The organism is Streptomyces sp. S186 (assembly GCF_051603415.1).
Lineage (GTDB): Bacteria > Actinomycetota > Actinomycetes > Streptomycetales > Streptomycetaceae > Streptomyces.
The window spans coordinates 5909750-5924313 of the sequence record NZ_CP193932.1 but is presented as its reverse complement, the minus strand read 5'-3'; the positions used below and the strand labels follow the sequence as shown (position 1 = coordinate 5924313).

General features: G+C 70.6%; 15 protein-coding genes. 5 read left to right on the top strand and 10 right to left on the bottom strand.

Features of this window, described 5'->3' with window-relative positions; translation table 11 throughout:
- Positions 1-40: 40 nt before the first annotated feature.
- The 7 genes from ACRAS8_RS25490 to ACRAS8_RS25460 form a co-directional block, all read right to left on the bottom strand.
- Positions 41-595, bottom strand: coding sequence for a GNAT family N-acetyltransferase (locus ACRAS8_RS25490; protein WP_438488324.1), 555 nt, complete (start codon positions 593-595; stop codon positions 41-43).
- Positions 592-1215, bottom strand: a complete 624-nt coding sequence (locus ACRAS8_RS25485; RefSeq protein ID WP_438488323.1) for a lasso peptide biosynthesis B2 protein — start codon at positions 1213-1215, stop codon at positions 592-594. Before ACRAS8_RS25485 ends, ACRAS8_RS25490 begins: the two co-directional genes overlap by 4 nt.
- A complete protein-coding gene (locus tag ACRAS8_RS25480) occupies positions 1212-2897 on the bottom strand; it encodes an albusnodin/ikarugamycin family macrolactam cyclase (protein ID WP_438488322.1) in 1686 nt (561 codons plus the stop codon). Before ACRAS8_RS25480 ends, ACRAS8_RS25485 begins: the two co-directional genes overlap by 4 nt.
- Before the next feature lie 95 nt (positions 2898-2992).
- Positions 2993-3151 carry an albusnodin family lasso peptide gene (locus ACRAS8_RS25475; protein WP_438488321.1) on the bottom strand — a complete coding sequence of 53 codons (159 nt, stop codon included), beginning with the start codon at positions 3149-3151 and terminating at the stop codon, positions 2993-2995.
- A gap of 625 nt (positions 3152-3776) precedes the next feature.
- Positions 3777-4040, bottom strand: a complete 264-nt coding sequence (locus ACRAS8_RS25470) for a hypothetical protein (RefSeq protein WP_438488320.1) — start codon at positions 4038-4040, stop codon at positions 3777-3779.
- Positions 4041-4718: 678 nt separating this feature from the next.
- Positions 4719-4919 carry a hypothetical protein gene (locus ACRAS8_RS25465; protein WP_438488319.1) on the bottom strand — a complete coding sequence of 67 codons (201 nt, stop codon included), beginning with the start codon at positions 4917-4919 and terminating at the stop codon, positions 4719-4721.
- Positions 4920-5085: 166 nt separating this feature from the next.
- Positions 5086-5451, bottom strand: coding sequence for a hypothetical protein (locus ACRAS8_RS25460; protein WP_438488318.1), 366 nt, complete (start codon positions 5449-5451; stop codon positions 5086-5088).
- Positions 5452-5917: 466 nt separating this feature from the next.
- Between ACRAS8_RS25460 and ACRAS8_RS25455 the strand changes: the two genes are divergently transcribed.
- Positions 5918-7168: a helix-turn-helix domain-containing protein gene (locus ACRAS8_RS25455; protein ID WP_438488317.1), complete on the top strand. Its 1251-nt coding sequence runs from the start codon at positions 5918-5920 to the stop codon at positions 7166-7168.
- Positions 7153-7692, top strand: coding sequence for a GNAT family N-acetyltransferase (locus ACRAS8_RS25450; RefSeq protein ID WP_438488316.1), 540 nt, complete (start codon positions 7153-7155; stop codon positions 7690-7692). Before ACRAS8_RS25455 ends, ACRAS8_RS25450 begins: the two co-directional genes overlap by 16 nt.
- Before the next feature lie 200 nt (positions 7693-7892).
- Here ACRAS8_RS25450 and ACRAS8_RS25445 read toward each other — a convergent pair whose 3' ends face one another.
- The 3 genes from ACRAS8_RS25445 to ACRAS8_RS25435 form a co-directional block, all read right to left on the bottom strand.
- On the bottom strand, positions 7893-8813 hold the full coding sequence (locus tag ACRAS8_RS25445; RefSeq protein ID WP_438490590.1) for an endonuclease/exonuclease/phosphatase family protein: 921 nt from the start codon (positions 8811-8813) through the stop codon (positions 7893-7895).
- A 314-nt stretch (positions 8814-9127) separates the two neighbouring features.
- Complete coding sequence (locus tag ACRAS8_RS25440) at positions 9128-9793, bottom strand: TetR/AcrR family transcriptional regulator (protein ID WP_438488315.1); 666 nt, start codon at positions 9791-9793, stop codon at positions 9128-9130.
- A complete protein-coding gene (locus ACRAS8_RS25435) occupies positions 9790-11439 on the bottom strand; it encodes a DHA2 family efflux MFS transporter permease subunit (RefSeq protein WP_438488314.1) in 1650 nt (549 codons plus the stop codon). The genes ACRAS8_RS25440 and ACRAS8_RS25435 overlap by 4 nt, the downstream gene beginning before the upstream one ends.
- Before the next feature lie 259 nt (positions 11440-11698).
- On the opposite strand from ACRAS8_RS25435, the gene panB reads away from it, so the two are divergent.
- The 3 genes from panB to ACRAS8_RS25420 all read left to right on the top strand — a co-directional run bounded on the left by panB (position 11699) and on the right by ACRAS8_RS25420 (position 14560).
- Positions 11699-12604, top strand: coding sequence for a 3-methyl-2-oxobutanoate hydroxymethyltransferase (gene panB, locus ACRAS8_RS25430; protein ID WP_438488313.1), 906 nt, complete (start codon positions 11699-11701; stop codon positions 12602-12604).
- A 91-nt stretch (positions 12605-12695) separates the two neighbouring features.
- Positions 12696-13733 carry an ATP-binding cassette domain-containing protein gene (locus ACRAS8_RS25425; protein ID WP_438488312.1) on the top strand — a complete coding sequence of 346 codons (1038 nt, stop codon included), beginning with the start codon at positions 12696-12698 and terminating at the stop codon, positions 13731-13733.
- Positions 13730-14560 (top strand): ABC transporter permease, encoded by an 831-nt coding sequence (locus ACRAS8_RS25420; protein ID WP_438488311.1) that lies wholly within the window; start codon positions 13730-13732, stop codon positions 14558-14560. The genes ACRAS8_RS25425 and ACRAS8_RS25420 overlap by 4 nt, the downstream gene beginning before the upstream one ends.
- The last annotated feature ends 4 nt before the right edge of the window (positions 14561-14564 follow it).

Genomic DNA, 14564 nt, shown 5'->3' with positions numbered 1-14564 from the left:
GCACGCTACCCATGGCGTGCGTCACTTCGAGCCGACGCGTTTATGTGGTGACCGCGGAAGGCTCGACGAAGTCTTCCGGCAGGGCGTCCATGAGGAGCTCGTCGGCGGGCTTCCCGAGCCAGTATCCGGATTGGCGCAAGCGGCCGACGTGCTTGAAGCCTGCCTTTTCGTAGGCGGCGATGCCTGCGTGGTTGGGTGCGAGGACCTTGAGCCAGACCATGCGTAGGGAGGCGATGTGGAAGGCCCAGTCGAGGGTGAGGTGGGTGGCTTCGGCTGCGTGCCCCTTGCCGCGTTCGTGCGGGGCCAGCATCATCACGAATTCCGCCGTCCGAGCCACCTGGCTGACGTGGAGAGTGGTGAGGCCGATGGCTGCTTGGTCTTCGGTCCGGACGACTTCGAACTGCGGTGAGCTGGCACTCTTGCGGAGGCGTTCCCACCCGGCGGCGCGGGATTCCCAGGACTGGGGGAATTGGGCACCGTAGCCGAGGAGGGTGCGGGGGTCGGTCTCCCAGCGGTGGTATTCCGGCAGCATGTCCTCGCGCGGCATGCCCAGGGCGAGGCGGTCACCGGTCAGCACGATGTGTGGGGCGCTCACGTTGCGTTCTCCCTCCGGGCCCGGCGGGCGGGGCCGGGGCCGTCTGGCGTGTAGGTGGCGGTGTAAAGCAGGGTGTCCTCGGGTTCCTCGACGGGCCTCCCTCGGGAATCAACGATCCAGGCGTGTAACCGTACGGGGTCCGTGGCTACACCGTGGCGCCATTCGGCTCGGCGGCCGGCGAGGGCCAGGAGTGCCGCGGCCGCGGCGGATTCCTCAAGGCAGGCCCAGGCGGTGGGCATGGCGTACGAGGCCCAGCGGACGGCGCGGACGGCACATTCGGCCTGGGCGTACGTCGCGGGTGCGAGGTGTCGTCCCATGCAGGCGAGTCGTACGAGGCGGCTGAAGCGGCGGCGCCGTCGTCCGCACGCGCGTGCTGCGGCAGTGAGGAGTACCGCCAGGATCGCGGCCAGGCGCCAGCGGGCGGGAGCGGAGCCGTTGGGGGTGAGGGTGGCGCGGGTTTCCGTTGTGCCCCAGGTGGGGGTGGAGGGCTGGATGTGGACGACCGTGCCGGCGACGGGCCGGCCGTCCAGCCGACGGAGTTCGGTGTCGCCGGTGGTGTAGTTGATGATCACGCGGGCGTTGGCGGTGATGGCGACCACGGTGTGCGCGGCGGGGTTCATCGGCCACCCACCGGGGCGGGTGTGGTGGTGTGCCATCGGACGGCCGGAGTGCGGTTGATGGTGGCGAGCCACTGCTCGGCGGCCAACGTGGCGAGGAGCGTGGGCCAGTTGGTCTGTGCGCCCATCGCGGCGGCGTGGAGGGTAGTGCGGAGGGGGACGGGGTTGATCAGGCCGCGGGCGGCGAGGTGGCCATCGGTGAGGTCCAGGACGTGGTCGAGGTTGGTGCGGAGGCCGTGGTGGAAAGCGGAGGTGAAAACACCTTTGGTGGCGCGGTCGCGGTGGGGTGCGGGGAGCAAGTCGCCTACGGCGTCCACGAGGAGGGGCTTGTATCGATGTGCGGAGAACCGGTCTTTGGCTGGGGCGGAGGCGACGGCGGTCAGGACCGTGCCGTCCAGGTAGGGGTTGTGCAGTTCGATGCCGACCGCGTCGCAGAGTTGGGTGTCGGCGTGGGCGGTCCGTGCCACGGTGCGGATGGAGGCGATCAGAGCCTGGGTGTCGGTGACCGGACGCCAGCGGGGTGCGGAGGGGTCAGCAGTGAGCCAGGGCGGGCGGGCCAGCCCGGGGCGCGCGATGCCTTCGGTGTCGCGTCGGAGTGCGGCGGCGATGAGTGGGCCGGGAGCTTGCCGGCGGAGGCGTGCCCAGGCCAGGGCGTCGCGGACGAGGGGGAGCCAGCGCCGGTTGTGGGCGTAGTCCACGAGGTGTCGGGGTGAGGTGAGGAAGAGGTGGTCGCCGCCGTCGCCGGTGAGGTGCCGGAGGGTTCCGTGGGCTCTTGCGAGGCGGAGTTGGGCAGAGAGCATGGCCCACACGGCGGTGGAGGGCGGTGGCTCGTCGGTCGCCGGGATCGGCGTTGCGGCAGGTGAGAACGGCAAGTGCCCTGTCTCGACAGGGAATTCGATCTTGGTCAAGCCCGGTACGCGGAGAGCGCGGGCGTAGTCGAGGTCGCCGCCCTCGGTGTGACCGAGGGGGTGGGCGGTGATGGCGGTGAGTGGGCGGTGGCGGGCGGCGATGACCGCGAGGGTGGCAGAGTCGGTGCCGCCGAGGTCGGTGGCGGAGGGGGTGTTTTCGACGCGGGCGCGTATGCCCTCGGTCAGTGCGTGGCGAAGGCCGCTGAGGGCTTCGGTGCGCGGGCGCGGAGTCGGGGCCGACCACCAGGGGTCCATGAAGCGGGCGCCGTCCGGGGCGAGGGTGAGGACGTGGCCGGGTGGTACGGGGCGAACTCCCTTCCACGGGCTGCGGTCGTCGGTGGGCGCCGCGGTGTCCCAGAGGTAGCTGGCGAGCCAATCGGGGTCGATCTCCCCGCTGGCGAGGGAGGCGAGGGCGCGGGCGCTGGAGGCCCACACGAGGCCGTTGGGGGTTTGGGTGGTGTAGAGAGGGCAGGCGCCGGAGGGATCGGTGACGATCTCAACCACGGCGCGGGTGGTGAAGCGCACGGCGGTGTAGGACCCGGGCCAGTGCCCGACGGCCTTGGCGAGGTCGCGGGCGGTGAGGGCGGGTGCGAGGTCCTGCTGCGTGGCAGCGCAGGGGCCGATGACGGCCAGGAGCGCGGTTCTGCTCTTGGCCATGTGTATCAGCGGGGTTGGCCATTTGCCTGCCATCCATAGCCGGGGTTCGCTCCAGAGCACCCGGGCGCCCTCAGGGATGATCTGCGGGCCGTCCGGAGCGCATCCTCCAAACCAACGCATGGGCCGTGCCACCTCTTTCGGCAGTGCGGTAGGGGATGAGACGGGTGGCCCCCGTGCCGGAGCGCGGGGGCCACCTTGGTGACGTGCTGGTGCGATCAGTCGTAGGGCGCGCGCTTGTTTTCCACGCCCGTGTCCTCCCCGCCGCGCGTCAGCGTGGCGGCGTTGCCCAGGTTGATCACCTCGGGCTGGTCACCGACCGGCGGCTTCGCCTGTCGCGTGTCCCCGTTCTGGTTCTCTCCGTTCTGGTGGGACAACGTCCTTACCTCCTCTCGGTGTTGTCGATGGGGTGGGGTGCCGCCTTCGTACGGTCGGGATTGCCTGTGCCGGCCGCAAGAGGGCGGAGTCTGGGAAGCCCTAGTTCTTCTTCTTGTTCTGCTTGTCCGCGGCGCGACGCTCGGTTCGGTTCCCGTTCGGATCTGGCGTGATGCCGACCCTCTTCACCTTCGGGGAGTGCATCGCGTCGCCCACGGGCTGGGGGCCTTGTCTTTGCGTGCCACGTGTGTCGTTTCTCCTTTGGCGTGCTGGTTTCTTGCTGGCCCGCCCCGGGCCGCGGACGGGGTGAACGAGCTCGTCGCCCGGAGCGGGAGTCTTGGCAGTGAGCGCTTCGGTGTTCCTCGTGCTCACCGTGGCGTGGTGCGTGGTGCGGCCCTAACCCGAACGGCCGCCATGGGTGTGGTGCGGTGTCGCGGCCGCCCGCCCACGCTGGCTGACATGGGTATGGGCGGGCGGCTGGTGGGACGGGGGCGTTCCGAGCGGCGCAGCGCTCCGTCCCATCCCGGGCCGCTGACGGTGCTTGCTCAGGGCGTCGGCGGCGGTGCAGGTTGCCCCGGGCGGTGGGGAGCCCGCCCCTACCGCCCGGAGCAGGAGTCATGGCGGCGGCTAGCCGCTCGGCTCTTCGAGTTCGCGCACGGCATGCCAGAACGAGGCGTCGGAGCTTGACCCCGTTGTTCCTTTCCTGATCCGGCGCGCGAGCTCTTCGTTGATGCGTCGTTCCGCCGTGGCGAGTTCTTCGGGGGTGTACATCGCCTCGACACCCAGGTGGGCGGCGTCGAGGAGCTGGTACAGCTTGCGGTGGGTGACGTGGCGCCCCCACCACTCTTCGAAGGCCCACAACGCGCGCCCCAGTCGCAGGGACGGCCGCATCACGTCCCGCCCTCTTGCGGAGAGGCGTGGTGTGCCAGCGGCGCTCGCGAAGAGGTATGCGACTGGCTGGGTTGGCCGTTGTCCTCCGACAAACCCAGAGCGTCGAGGATTACGGTGCGGTCGTCGGGGTCGCGTGCGTACTTGCGCACCAGGCCCCGCACGGCTGCTACCTCGTCAGTGGTGCAGTCGCGAGGCAGAGGTAAGAACGTCTTGAGCGCACTCCTTTTCCTCGTCATAGCGGGGCTCCCACAGCGATTGGGCGGTGGGCTGCGGTCGGATGAACTGCCGCCGGCCTGCCAGCGCTCCCCCAAGACACCTGGACGCGGCGCGTCTGCCGGGCCGCGAGTTCCAGCTCGAACCACATGTAGTACGGGCGCACGAGGCCGACCTCGTGCCCGTCGAGCGGCATACGGCGGTCCCGCACGTGATCGGGCAGAGGGCGCCGGTCGTACGCCGCCCGCGGAGGGATGGCGGGGGTGGACCCCGGAGGCGGGGGCGGGGAGAGCCAGTCGCGGGCGCGACGGCGCAGGGTGCGTAAGCTCTGGCGGAGGGGTTCCCCCAACCAGATGAACAGGCAGGCGATAAAGTCGCGCATGCGTTGTCATTCCTTGAGTCGGGTGTGGTGGCGTTCCGCCTCGGCGGCCGGGCCAACGGCCGCCGAGGCACTGCCGGATGTGTTCAGCGCCTCCGTTTGGGGTGGGGGGTGGTGGCGGTGTCGCATGTGGCCAGACGACCGGAGAGGTCGTGTTCGTACATCGCATCGGCGGCCCGCGGGTCGCCGCCGAGGCGGCACAGCAAAGCCTGATACAGCCAGTACCAGTGCTCGTCCGCCCGGCCGACGAGGTACAGCAGTAGAGACCGCAGGATGCGCGGTATCACCGGTGGTCCCCCGCGTGATGGCGACGGATCAGGACGTTGAAGTCGCTCTCCGCACTGCCATCCCCGCGCCGGATCGCAACCTTGCGGTCCCGGTGGAGCGTTACGCACCGGTCGCAGCCCGCAACGGGCTGGGGGACTTCGGGCCAGCCATACATCGAGGGGTAGGTCATTCCGGATAGCCTCCGAGCCGTTCTTGATGCCTGTTGATCTCTTCGTTCAGCCTCTCGGCCTGTGCCAAGAGGTCTTCGACGGTGGGGCGTTCCGTGGCCCCCGCCTGCTCGGCGGACCCGCCTGCGGGCGGCGCGTACCGCTCATCGGCGGGCCTCCCCCATCCCGGCTCGGCCCGCCGCTGCACCACCCGAATTTCGCCGGATTCGTCGGCCGGCCATTCCCTGAAGCCGTTGTCGCGGAGCCAGGGGACGCCGTCGACAATGTCCGTTACGACGGCGGTACGCCCGGGGGCGTACTCGACCACGTCACCGGCTTCCGGCAGCGCCGCGCTGACCTCCGGCGAGTTGGACGGGGTGGTCACGCCAAACCGCCGTAGTGGAGCCACGTCTCCCAGGCGCTGGTGTCCCAGTCACGGGGGTCCCCCCTGCGTGCCTGAAACTCCTTCGCCGCCCTCGGAGTGGGCTTGACCTTGGTGGTCAGCTGCGCGCTCACCGGCTGCGAGCGCGGACCAACGGTGGACGTGTGACGCAGGGGTGGTGCAGGGGGCATCGAGAACCCTCCAAACAGATCGCTGCTGAGTGCGGGCCGGCCCGGGGGTGGGGAGAGGGCCGGCCCACGGCACCGCTACGACGTCCGGCTCCCACCTGACCTTTGCGGCTCCCGGATGCGGGAGCCGTGGGGCTCGGAGGCCGTATCGGCTTACGTCCAGTTGAACTGTTGCGGGGTGGTGAGTGGGAGGAAAGTTGGGGCTGTTTCTGCTCGCACGCACCCGGAAATTTCCGCCCTCAGAGCAGCCAGCTTCCGGTTCGCTGGCTACTGTGAGTTGGGTGACCGAAAATTCCCGTCTGAAGTTCAAGATGGAACAACTCGGCCTCACCCAACGCGAGTTGGCTCTGGCTGTAAACGATCACCTGCGCGCCGCCGGCGAGCACGACACCGTGAGTGAGCGCACGGTTCGGACGTGGCTGACCGGAAGGTCGACCTGGCCGCGTAAAGCGAAGCGCCGTGCCTTGGAGGGAGTATTTCGGTGCCCCGTCGAGGAGTTGGGCTTCACTCCGCCACCCTCGAACGCACGCCCGAAGGAGGGCCCTCACGTGTTCCGCCGCACCTTCATCAGTTCATCCGTTGGTGTCGCAGCGTCACCTCTGATCGGTTCACGGCGTCTGACCGTTGGTGCACCCGACGTAGCCCGGCTCCGGGAACGTCTTGACGCGTTGACCGCCTTGGACGACCAGCGGGGAGGCCACTTGGAACTGGAGGAGGCAACACTCCAGGGAGCCAGGGAAGCTCTTGAACTCCAGAAGGGCTCAGCGTCTCAACGGATCAGGTTGCGCCTGTTCAGCCTGGCTGCCAGCTACACCACAAACGCCGCGTGGTCCTGCATCGATGCACGCCAGCTCGACCGGGCACAGGTGCATCTCAACGAAGCACTGCGGCTGGCCGGGATGGCACAGGACTCAATCGCCCAGGTTCAGGTATGGAACGCGACCGCGATGCTCGCCCACCAACGACGTGACCACGGCGGGGCAGTGGCCGCTGCCCAAGCTGCGCAGGCCCTCGGCGCGACCCGGCGGGACCCTATGGTTGCGTCCTTGGCCCATGCCCGCACGGCGCTGGGCCACTCCAATCTGAGGGACGGCACCGCCGCACTTCGATCCCTTCGCTACGCGGAATCGGCACTCTTGAAGGCGAAGCCCGAACCCCGGCCATCATGGATGCAGTTCTACGGCGTGGCGGAACTGCATGCCTTGACCGCCATTGTCCTTGACCGCCTCGGAGAACACCCAGCCGCCGAGGCCGCCTCTTACCGCGCCCTGTCCGCTCTACCGCAGCACTTCCGCCGCAACCGGGCCCTGGCCACCGCGAGGCTCGCCTTCTCTCAACTCCACCAAGGCGAGGTGGAACAGGCATGCGCGACCACCGAGGGAGTCTTCTCACTCATGGAGGGCACGCCACTGCCCGCTCGCATGCGCTCCCTCCTCGGCGACTTCTACCGAGACCTGCTCACACTTGCGCCGGACGCCTCAACGGCGCGAGCGTGGGGCGATCGTTACCGCAGCGAATGGAGCACCACGTGACGGCGACCATAGAGCTACGCAGGTACACACACGACGACCTCGACGAGATCCGCGACGTTCTCCTCGAAGTGCACGCCGACGCCTACGCGGCTCAGATGGATGACCCCTTCAACCAGCGGTTTCCCTGGTTCGTCAACCACTGGGGCGAGAACCCGGGATTCTCTTGCGTGGTCGGCTACGACGGCTCGGAGCCGGTGGGCTTCGCCTACGGAGCGCCGGCTGCCGACGGACGCGAATGGTGGCGCGAGCACCTCATTCCGGCCCCGTTCGATCCTTCGACCTTCGCGGTGTCGGAGCTGATGGTGCGGGTGAAGTGGCGGAAACACGGGCTCTCCGAGCAGCTGCACGAAGCGCTGTTGAATGCCAGGAACGAGGCCCTGGCTGTCTTGCTCGTAGATACCGCTCACCCAAAAGTTCAGGCCCTCTACGAATCATGGAAGTACCGGAAGGTGGGTGAGCGGCAACCGTTCCCCGACTCCCCTCGGTTCGCGGTGATGGTGCGCGAGTTGAAAGCTGCCACATAGCGTGGCCATCCGGCTCTGCCGAAACGCAAAGTGCCCCCGCTCCGGCACCTGGCCGGAGCGGGGGCATTTCGGTATTCGCAGTACGAGCCGTTTACGTCTTTTCGTGAGAAGGGTCTGGGTGTTCTTCAGCCGGTGCCTTCGGCTCCGCCCGTTGTCGCCGTTTCGGTGATGCCCGGCGCGGGCGGTCCGCGCGGCCGGGTTCAGATCTTCAGGGTGGCCGCCACCGGGCGGTGGTCGCTGCCGGTGGCCGGGAGTACCCAGGCCTTGACGGGGTCGATGCCCTTCACCAAGATCTGGTCGATCCGGGCCATCGGGAAGCCGGCCGGCCAGCTGAAGCCGAAGCCGTCGCCGGCGGCGCCCTGGGCGGAGCGCAGCTGGGAGGTGAGCGGGGCCAGCGAGCGGTCGTTCATGGTGCCGTTGAGGTCGCCCAGGAGCACGACCTGGCGGACCGGGTCGGCGGCGATCGCCTCGCCCAGCGCCCGGGCGCTGCCGTCGCGCTGGTTGGCGGTGAAGCCCTTGTCGACGTGGACCCGTACCGAGGGCATGTGGGCGACGTAGACCGCGACCTGCCGGCCGTCGGGGGCGCTGACGGTGGCGCGCAGCGCCCGCACCCAGCCGATCTTGATGTCCACCGGCCGGGTGTCGGCGAGCGGGCGCTTGCTCCACAGGCCGACGGTGCCCTGCACGGTGTGATACGGGTAGGCGGCGGCAAGTCCCTTGCGGTACACGGGAAGTGCCTTGCCGGTCAGCTCTTCCAGGGCGACCACGTCGGCGCCGGACGCCACGATGTCCCGGGCGGTGGCCGCCGGCTCCTTGTTGTCCGCGTCGACGTTGTGGCTGAGCACCGTCAGATTGCCGCCGGTGCCGGACTTGTCGGTGATCTGCCCGCCGAAGAGGCTGACCCAGGCGACCACCGGCAGCACCAGCGCCACCAGCGCGGTCGCCGAGCGGCGCAGCAGGGCGCAGAGCAGCAGCAGCGGGACGCCCAGCCCCAGCCACGGCAGGAAGGTCTCCAGCAGACTCCCCAGATTTCCCGCGGTGTTGGGGATCCGGGCGTGCAGCAGCAGCGCCAGCCCGAGGAGCACCGCGAGCACCGCGAGCACGATGCCGCGCCGCCACATCCCTTCGCGGCGCCACCAGTTCCGCAGGCGCCCGGACCGGGCACCGGCCCGCTCGGGCCCCCGGCCCTGTTCCGGCTCCGTCATGTATGCCTGCGCCATACCGCTGTCCTCACTGCCTTGCCGCCCTGCTCCGGTGCGCCTCACCTGTGATCTTCGACCCTAGGTGATGGCCGTGAAACGCTTTCTTAGATCCGTCTCACGTCCTTGCGCCGGATCCGTCCGCGCGTTCCGCAGGGGAGGACGGTGGGCCCGGGGGCCCGGGTTCCGGTCCGGGCGTTCGTGACGGCGGCTGTGACAGAACGGGCATGGTCCCGTCATACGCGGCCGGGCTCCGCCGGCGTCCGCGGCCGGACGCCGTCCAGCACCGCGTCGACGATGTCCTCGGCGAGGCCCTCGGGCAGTTCCTTCCACTCGTGCAGGAGGGCGCGGGCCAGGAAGGGGCCGATGAAGAGGTCGGCGAGGGTCTCCAGGTCCTGGTCGGCGCGGATCTCGCCGCCGGCCACCCCGCGCCGCAGCACCGCGAGCAGCGCCTCGTGCCGGGCCCGGACGACCGTCGTGTGGTACTCCGCCCACAGCTCGGGCTGGGACCGGACGTGGCTGACGACGGTGCGCAGCACGGCCGAACTGCGCTGGGACAGGCCGCGGCGGCGCAGGAACTCCAGCAGCCGCACCAGGTCCTCGCGGACCGAGCCGCCGTCCGGCGGCGGGCAGGGCACGTCCAGCGACCGCATCACATCGAGCAGCAGCGCGCTCTTGCCGGACCAGCGGCGGTAGAGGGTGGCCTTGCCCACCCCGGCCTCCCGGGCGATCCGCTCCATGGACAGCTCGCCTATCGCGACACCGTCCTCGATCAGCCGGAGCACCGCCTCGACGATGGCGGAGTCGGCCGCGGCACTGCGCGGGCGGCCCGGGCGCCGGGGGGCCGCCGCACCCGCTCGCGCCCCGGCCGCCCGTCCGCGGTCTTCCGCCACCCGGCTCATCGTGCTGCGCCCGCCTTCCGTCCGTCCCGCGGCTCCGCGGCGTGCGGGGCCGGGCCCATTTTGCCCGGCAGGAACGCGGCGACGATCACGGCCCCGACCAACGAGACGGCCGCCGAGCCCAGCGCGGTGACGTGCATGGCGTGCAGGAAGGCGTCGTCGGCCTTGATCGTCAGCGCGCGGGCGGGCAGCGGGTGCAGCCGGGCGGCGAGGCCGAGGGTGGCCTCGATGGACTCGCCGGCCGCGGCCCGCACCGGGTCGGGCACCCCGCGCAGCGCGTCGAGGCTGCCCTGGATGCCGGTGCGGTAGCTGGTGGAGAGCAGCGAGCCCAGGACGGCGATGCCGAGGGTGCCGCCGACCTGCCGGAAGATGTTGTTGAGCGCCGAGCCGGAGCCGGCCTTCTCGCGCGGCAGCGACTGCATGATCGTGACGGTGACCGGCGGCATGATGTGCGCCATGCCGGTGCCCTGGAGGAAGAACAGCACCTCCAGCACCCAGATCGGGGTGTCGGTACCCAGCAGCAGCATCCCGGCCATGGTGACGGCCACCACCAGCATGCCGACGGTGCACACCGCGCGGGCCCCGAAGCGGTCCACCGCGAGCCGGGCCCGGGGCGCGAAGACCAGCTGGGCGGCGGCCAGCGGCAGGATCAGCAGCCCGGACTCCAGCGGGCTGTAGCCGCGCACGGTCTGGACGTAGAAGACGATGAAGAACGTGACGCCCATCAGCGCGAAGAAGACCAGCGCGATGGCGGCGACGGCGGCCGAGAAGGCCGGCTTGCGGAACTGGCCGATGTCGATGGACGGGTGGTCGCTGCGCTTCTGGTGGACGACGAACCCGGCCAGCACCACCAGGCCGCTCAGCACCGTGGCCAGCACCCGGGGTGCGGTGAAGTCGGCGAGCTGGCCGCCCTTGATGATCCCGTAGACCAGCAGGATCAGGCCGACCACGGAGAGCAGCACGCCGACCGGGTCCAGCCTCCCAGGGGCGGGGTCCCTGGAGTCGGGCACCAGGACCACCATCACGGCCAGCGCGATCAGCACGATCGGGACGTTGACGAGGAAGACCGAGCCCCACCAGAAGTGGTCGAGCAGCAGGCCGCCGGCGATCGGGCCGATGGCGATGGCCAGCCCGACGCCACCGGCCCAGATGCCGATCGCCCGGGGCTGCTCCTCGCGGTCGAAGACGTTCATCAGGATGGCGAGGGTGGCCGGCATGACGAAGGCGCCGCCCAGGCCCATCAGGGCGCGGAAGGCGATGAGCTGGGTGGGCGAGGCGGAGACCGCGGCGAGCACCGAGCCGGTGCCGAAGACCGTCAGACCGAAGAGGAGGACCTTCTTCCGGCCGAGGCGGTCGCCGAGCAGGCCGGAGGTGAACAGCAGCCCGGCGAAGACCAGCGTGTAGGAGTTGATCGCCCACTCCAGCTCGCTCTGGGTGGCGCCGAGGCCGGCCGGGGCCGGGGTCGCGATGGTCTTCATCGCGACGTTGAGGATGGAGTTGTCCAGCACCACGATCAGCAGGCTGAGCATCAGCACGGAGAGGATGAGCCAGCGCCTGCGGTGGATGTGCGCGGGGATGCGGGAGGCGGCGGACGCGCCGCAGGGACCGGGAGCGCCGGGTGCGCCCGGCGGGGGCGGTGAGGTGGCCATGGCGTCACCATACGCTCGTTGCGATACGGGACCGTTCCGTATTGGTGAGTCGCCGTCCGAGGCCACCGGTTCGCCGGAGCGACCCGGTGCCCGGCGGCCCGTCGCCGGTCTTCACCCGCGCCCGCTCCCCCGCCCCCGGGGCGGCCGCGCACGGCCGGCCGCCGCCCCCTTTTGCTCCAGGGGCACCCCGTGCCAGCATGGACGGGAGTCCGGAGACACCGTCAGGGTGCTTCGAGATGAGGAAACAGGAGCCGTCACCATGACGCAGCTTTCGCCTGCCCGGAAGCCGGCCGCGGGGGCCACCGCCGAGCCCACCGCCAAGCCCGCCAAGGACAACCCCAAGGCGCTCTACGGAGGCACCGCCTCGCGCCGCCTCACCGTCCGCGACATCGCCGCCGCCAAGGAGCGCGGCGAGAAGTGGCCGATGCTCACCGCCTACGACGCGATGACCGCCTCGGTCTTCGACGAGTCCGGCATCCCGGTGCTGCTCGTCGGCGACTCGATGGGCAACTGCCACCTCGGCTACGAGTCCACCGTGCCGGTCACGCTGGACGAGATCACCATGCTGTCCGCGGCGGTGGTCCGCGGCACCAAGCGCGCCCTGGTCGTCGCCGACCTGCCGTTCGGCTCGTACCAGGAAGGCCCGGTCCAGGCGCTGCGCAGCGCCACCCGGCTGGTCAAGGAGGCCGGGGTGGGCGCCGTCAAGCTGGAGGGCGGGGAGCGCTCCGCGCACCAGGTGGAGCTGCTGGTCTCGTCCGGCATCCCGGTGATGGCGCACGTCGGGCTGACCCCGCAGTCGGTGCACGCCTTCGGCGGCTACCCGGTCCAGGGCCGCGGCGAGGAGGCCGCCCAGCAGCTGCTGCGGGACGCCAAGGCGGTGCAGGACGCCGGGGCGTTCTCGGTGGTCCTGGAGGCGGTGCCGGCCGAGCTGGCGGCCGAGGTCACCCGCTCGCTGCACATCCCGACCGTCGGCATCGGCGCCGGGGCCGAGTGCGACGCCCAGGTGCTGGTGTGGACCGACATGGCGGGCTTCACCGCCGGCCGGGTGCCGCGGTTCGTCAAGCAGTACCTCCGGCTGCGGGAGCTGCTCGGCGACGCGGCCCGGGAGTTCGCCGAGGACGTGGTCGGCGGCGCCTTCCCGGCCGAGGAGCACACCTTCCACTGAGGCCCGGCGGACGGGCCGCCGACAGCCGCTGCCACCGGGCTGTCGGCGGCCTGTCGGTGCGTTGTCGGTGGCGTGCGGCACCGTTGAGGGCATGACGCGAAAGACGACAACCACCAGGGGCGGCAACGCCGTTGAGGTGCGCGGTCTGGTCAAGCACTTCGGCGAGGTCAAGGCCGTCGACGGGGTGGACCTGGACGTGCGGGAGGGCACCGTGCTCGGTGTCCTCGGCCCCAACGGCGCCGGCAAGACCACCCTCGTCCGCTGCCTGTCCACCCTCCTGGTGCCGGACGCCGGCCACGCCGTGGTGGCCGGCTGCGACGTGCTGCGCCAGCCCCGCGCGCTGCGCCGCCGGATCGGCCTGACCGGGCAGTACGCCTCGGTCGACGAGAAGCTCTCCGGCTGGGAGAACCTCTACATGATCGGGCGGCTGCTGGACCTCTCCCGCAAGGAGGCCCGGTCCCGCGCCGACGCGATGCTGGAGCGGTTCTCGCTCACCGAGGCCGCCCGGCGCCCGGCCGGGAAGTACTCCGGCGGCATGCGGCGCCGGCTCGACCTGGCCGCCTCGATGATCGGCCGGCCCGCGGTCCTCTATCTGGACGAGCCGACCACCGGCCTGGACCCCCGCACGCGGAACGAGGTGTGGGAGGAGGTCCGGCGGATGGTGCGCGAGGGCGCGACGGTGCTGCTGACGACGCAGTACATGGAAGAGGCCGAGCAGCTGGCGGACGAGCTGACGGTGATCGACCGCGGCCGGGTCATCGCCGAGGGCCGGGTCGAGGAGCTGAAGGCCAAGGTCGGCGGGCGGACGCTGCAGATCCGGCCGGCCGCGGCGGGCGAGCTGGACCAGATGGCGGGCGCCGTCGCCCAGGCCGGTCTGGACGGCGTCGCCGGGGCGACGGCCGACCACGACGGGGGTGTGGTCAACGTACCCATCGTCAGCGACGAGCAGCTGACCGCGGTGGTCGGGCTGCTCGGCCGGCAAGGCTTCGCGCTGGCCGGGATATCCACCCATCTGCCCAGCCTGGACGAGGTGTTCCTGGCCGTCACGGGCCAGAAGACGTCCGACGCGGCGGACGGCGGCACGGCCGGCGACGCCAACGACCGGCAGTACGCGGAGGTGACGGCATGAGTGCCGCGACGATGACGGCGCCGGCCGGGAAGGCCGGCGCGGACGAGGGCCGGATCGGGCTGCGGAGCAATCTGCGGCACATCGGCGCACTGGCCCGGCGCAACCTCGTCCAGATCAAGAACGACCCGCAGACGCTGTTCGACGTCCTCCTGATGCCGGTCATCTTCATCCTGCTGTTCGTCTACGTCTTCGGCGGCGCGATCGCCGGCAAGGGCAACCAGCACGGGTATGTGCAGTATCTGGTGCCCGGCCTGATGGCGATGATGGGCATCAACGTCGCCATGGCGGTGGGCACCGGCGTCAACGAGGACTTCCGCAACGGCGTGATGGACCGCTTCCGGACGATGCCGATCGCCCGGTCCTCGGTCCTGATAGCCAAGATCGTGATCGAGGTCGGCCGGATGCTGCTGGCCACCGCGATCCTGCTGGGCATGGGCGCCCTGCTGGGCCTCGAAATACGCGGCTCGCTGCTGGAGTTCGCCGGCGCGGTCCTGCTGTCCACGGTCTTCGGCGCCGCCCTGATGTGGATCTTCATCCTGCTGGGGCTCAGCGTAAAGACGCCGCAGGCGGTGCAGGGCATGGCGACGCTGGTGCTGATGCCGCTCCAGTTCGGCTCGTCGATCTTCGCGCCGACGGCGTCGATGCCCGGCTGGCTGGAGGGCTTCGCCAAGGTCAACCCGCTGTCCAACCTCGCGGACGCGGTCCGCGCGCTGATCAACGGCCAGGGCGCGGTGGCCCATTCGGCGCTGATCACCCTCGGCTGGACGGTCGCCGTCACCGCCGTCGCCATGCCGCTCGCGGTCAGGAAGTTCCGCTCCAAGACCTGACGCG

Excerpts from the sequence above, each read along its gene's own strand:
- ACRAS8_RS25420 (WP_438488311.1), top strand. The coding sequence starts at position 13,730 with ATGAGTGCCGCGACGATGACGGCGCCGGCCGGGAAGGCCGGCGCGGAC.
- ACRAS8_RS25445 (WP_438490590.1), bottom strand. The coding sequence starts at position 8,813 with ATGTGGCGGCGCGGCATCGTGCTCGCGGTGCTCGCGGTGCTCCTCGGG.
- ACRAS8_RS25440 (WP_438488315.1), bottom strand. The coding sequence starts at position 9,793 with ATGAGCCGGGTGGCGGAAGACCGCGGACGGGCGGCCGGGGCGCGAGCG.
- panB (WP_438488313.1), top strand. The coding sequence starts at position 11,699 with ATGACGCAGCTTTCGCCTGCCCGGAAGCCGGCCGCGGGGGCCACCGCC.
- ACRAS8_RS25485 (WP_438488323.1), bottom strand. The coding sequence starts at position 1,215 with ATGAACCCCGCCGCGCACACCGTGGTCGCCATCACCGCCAACGCCCGC.
- ACRAS8_RS25450 (WP_438488316.1), top strand. The coding sequence starts at position 7,153 with ATGGAGCACCACGTGACGGCGACCATAGAGCTACGCAGGTACACACAC.
- ACRAS8_RS25470 (WP_438488320.1), bottom strand. The coding sequence starts at position 4,040 with ATGCGGCCGTCCCTGCGACTGGGGCGCGCGTTGTGGGCCTTCGAAGAG.
- ACRAS8_RS25425 (WP_438488312.1), top strand. The coding sequence starts at position 12,696 with ATGACGCGAAAGACGACAACCACCAGGGGCGGCAACGCCGTTGAGGTG.
- ACRAS8_RS25480 (WP_438488322.1), bottom strand. The coding sequence starts at position 2,897 with ATGCGTTGGTTTGGAGGATGCGCTCCGGACGGCCCGCAGATCATCCCT.
- ACRAS8_RS25435 (WP_438488314.1), bottom strand. The coding sequence starts at position 11,439 with ATGGCCACCTCACCGCCCCCGCCGGGCGCACCCGGCGCTCCCGGTCCC.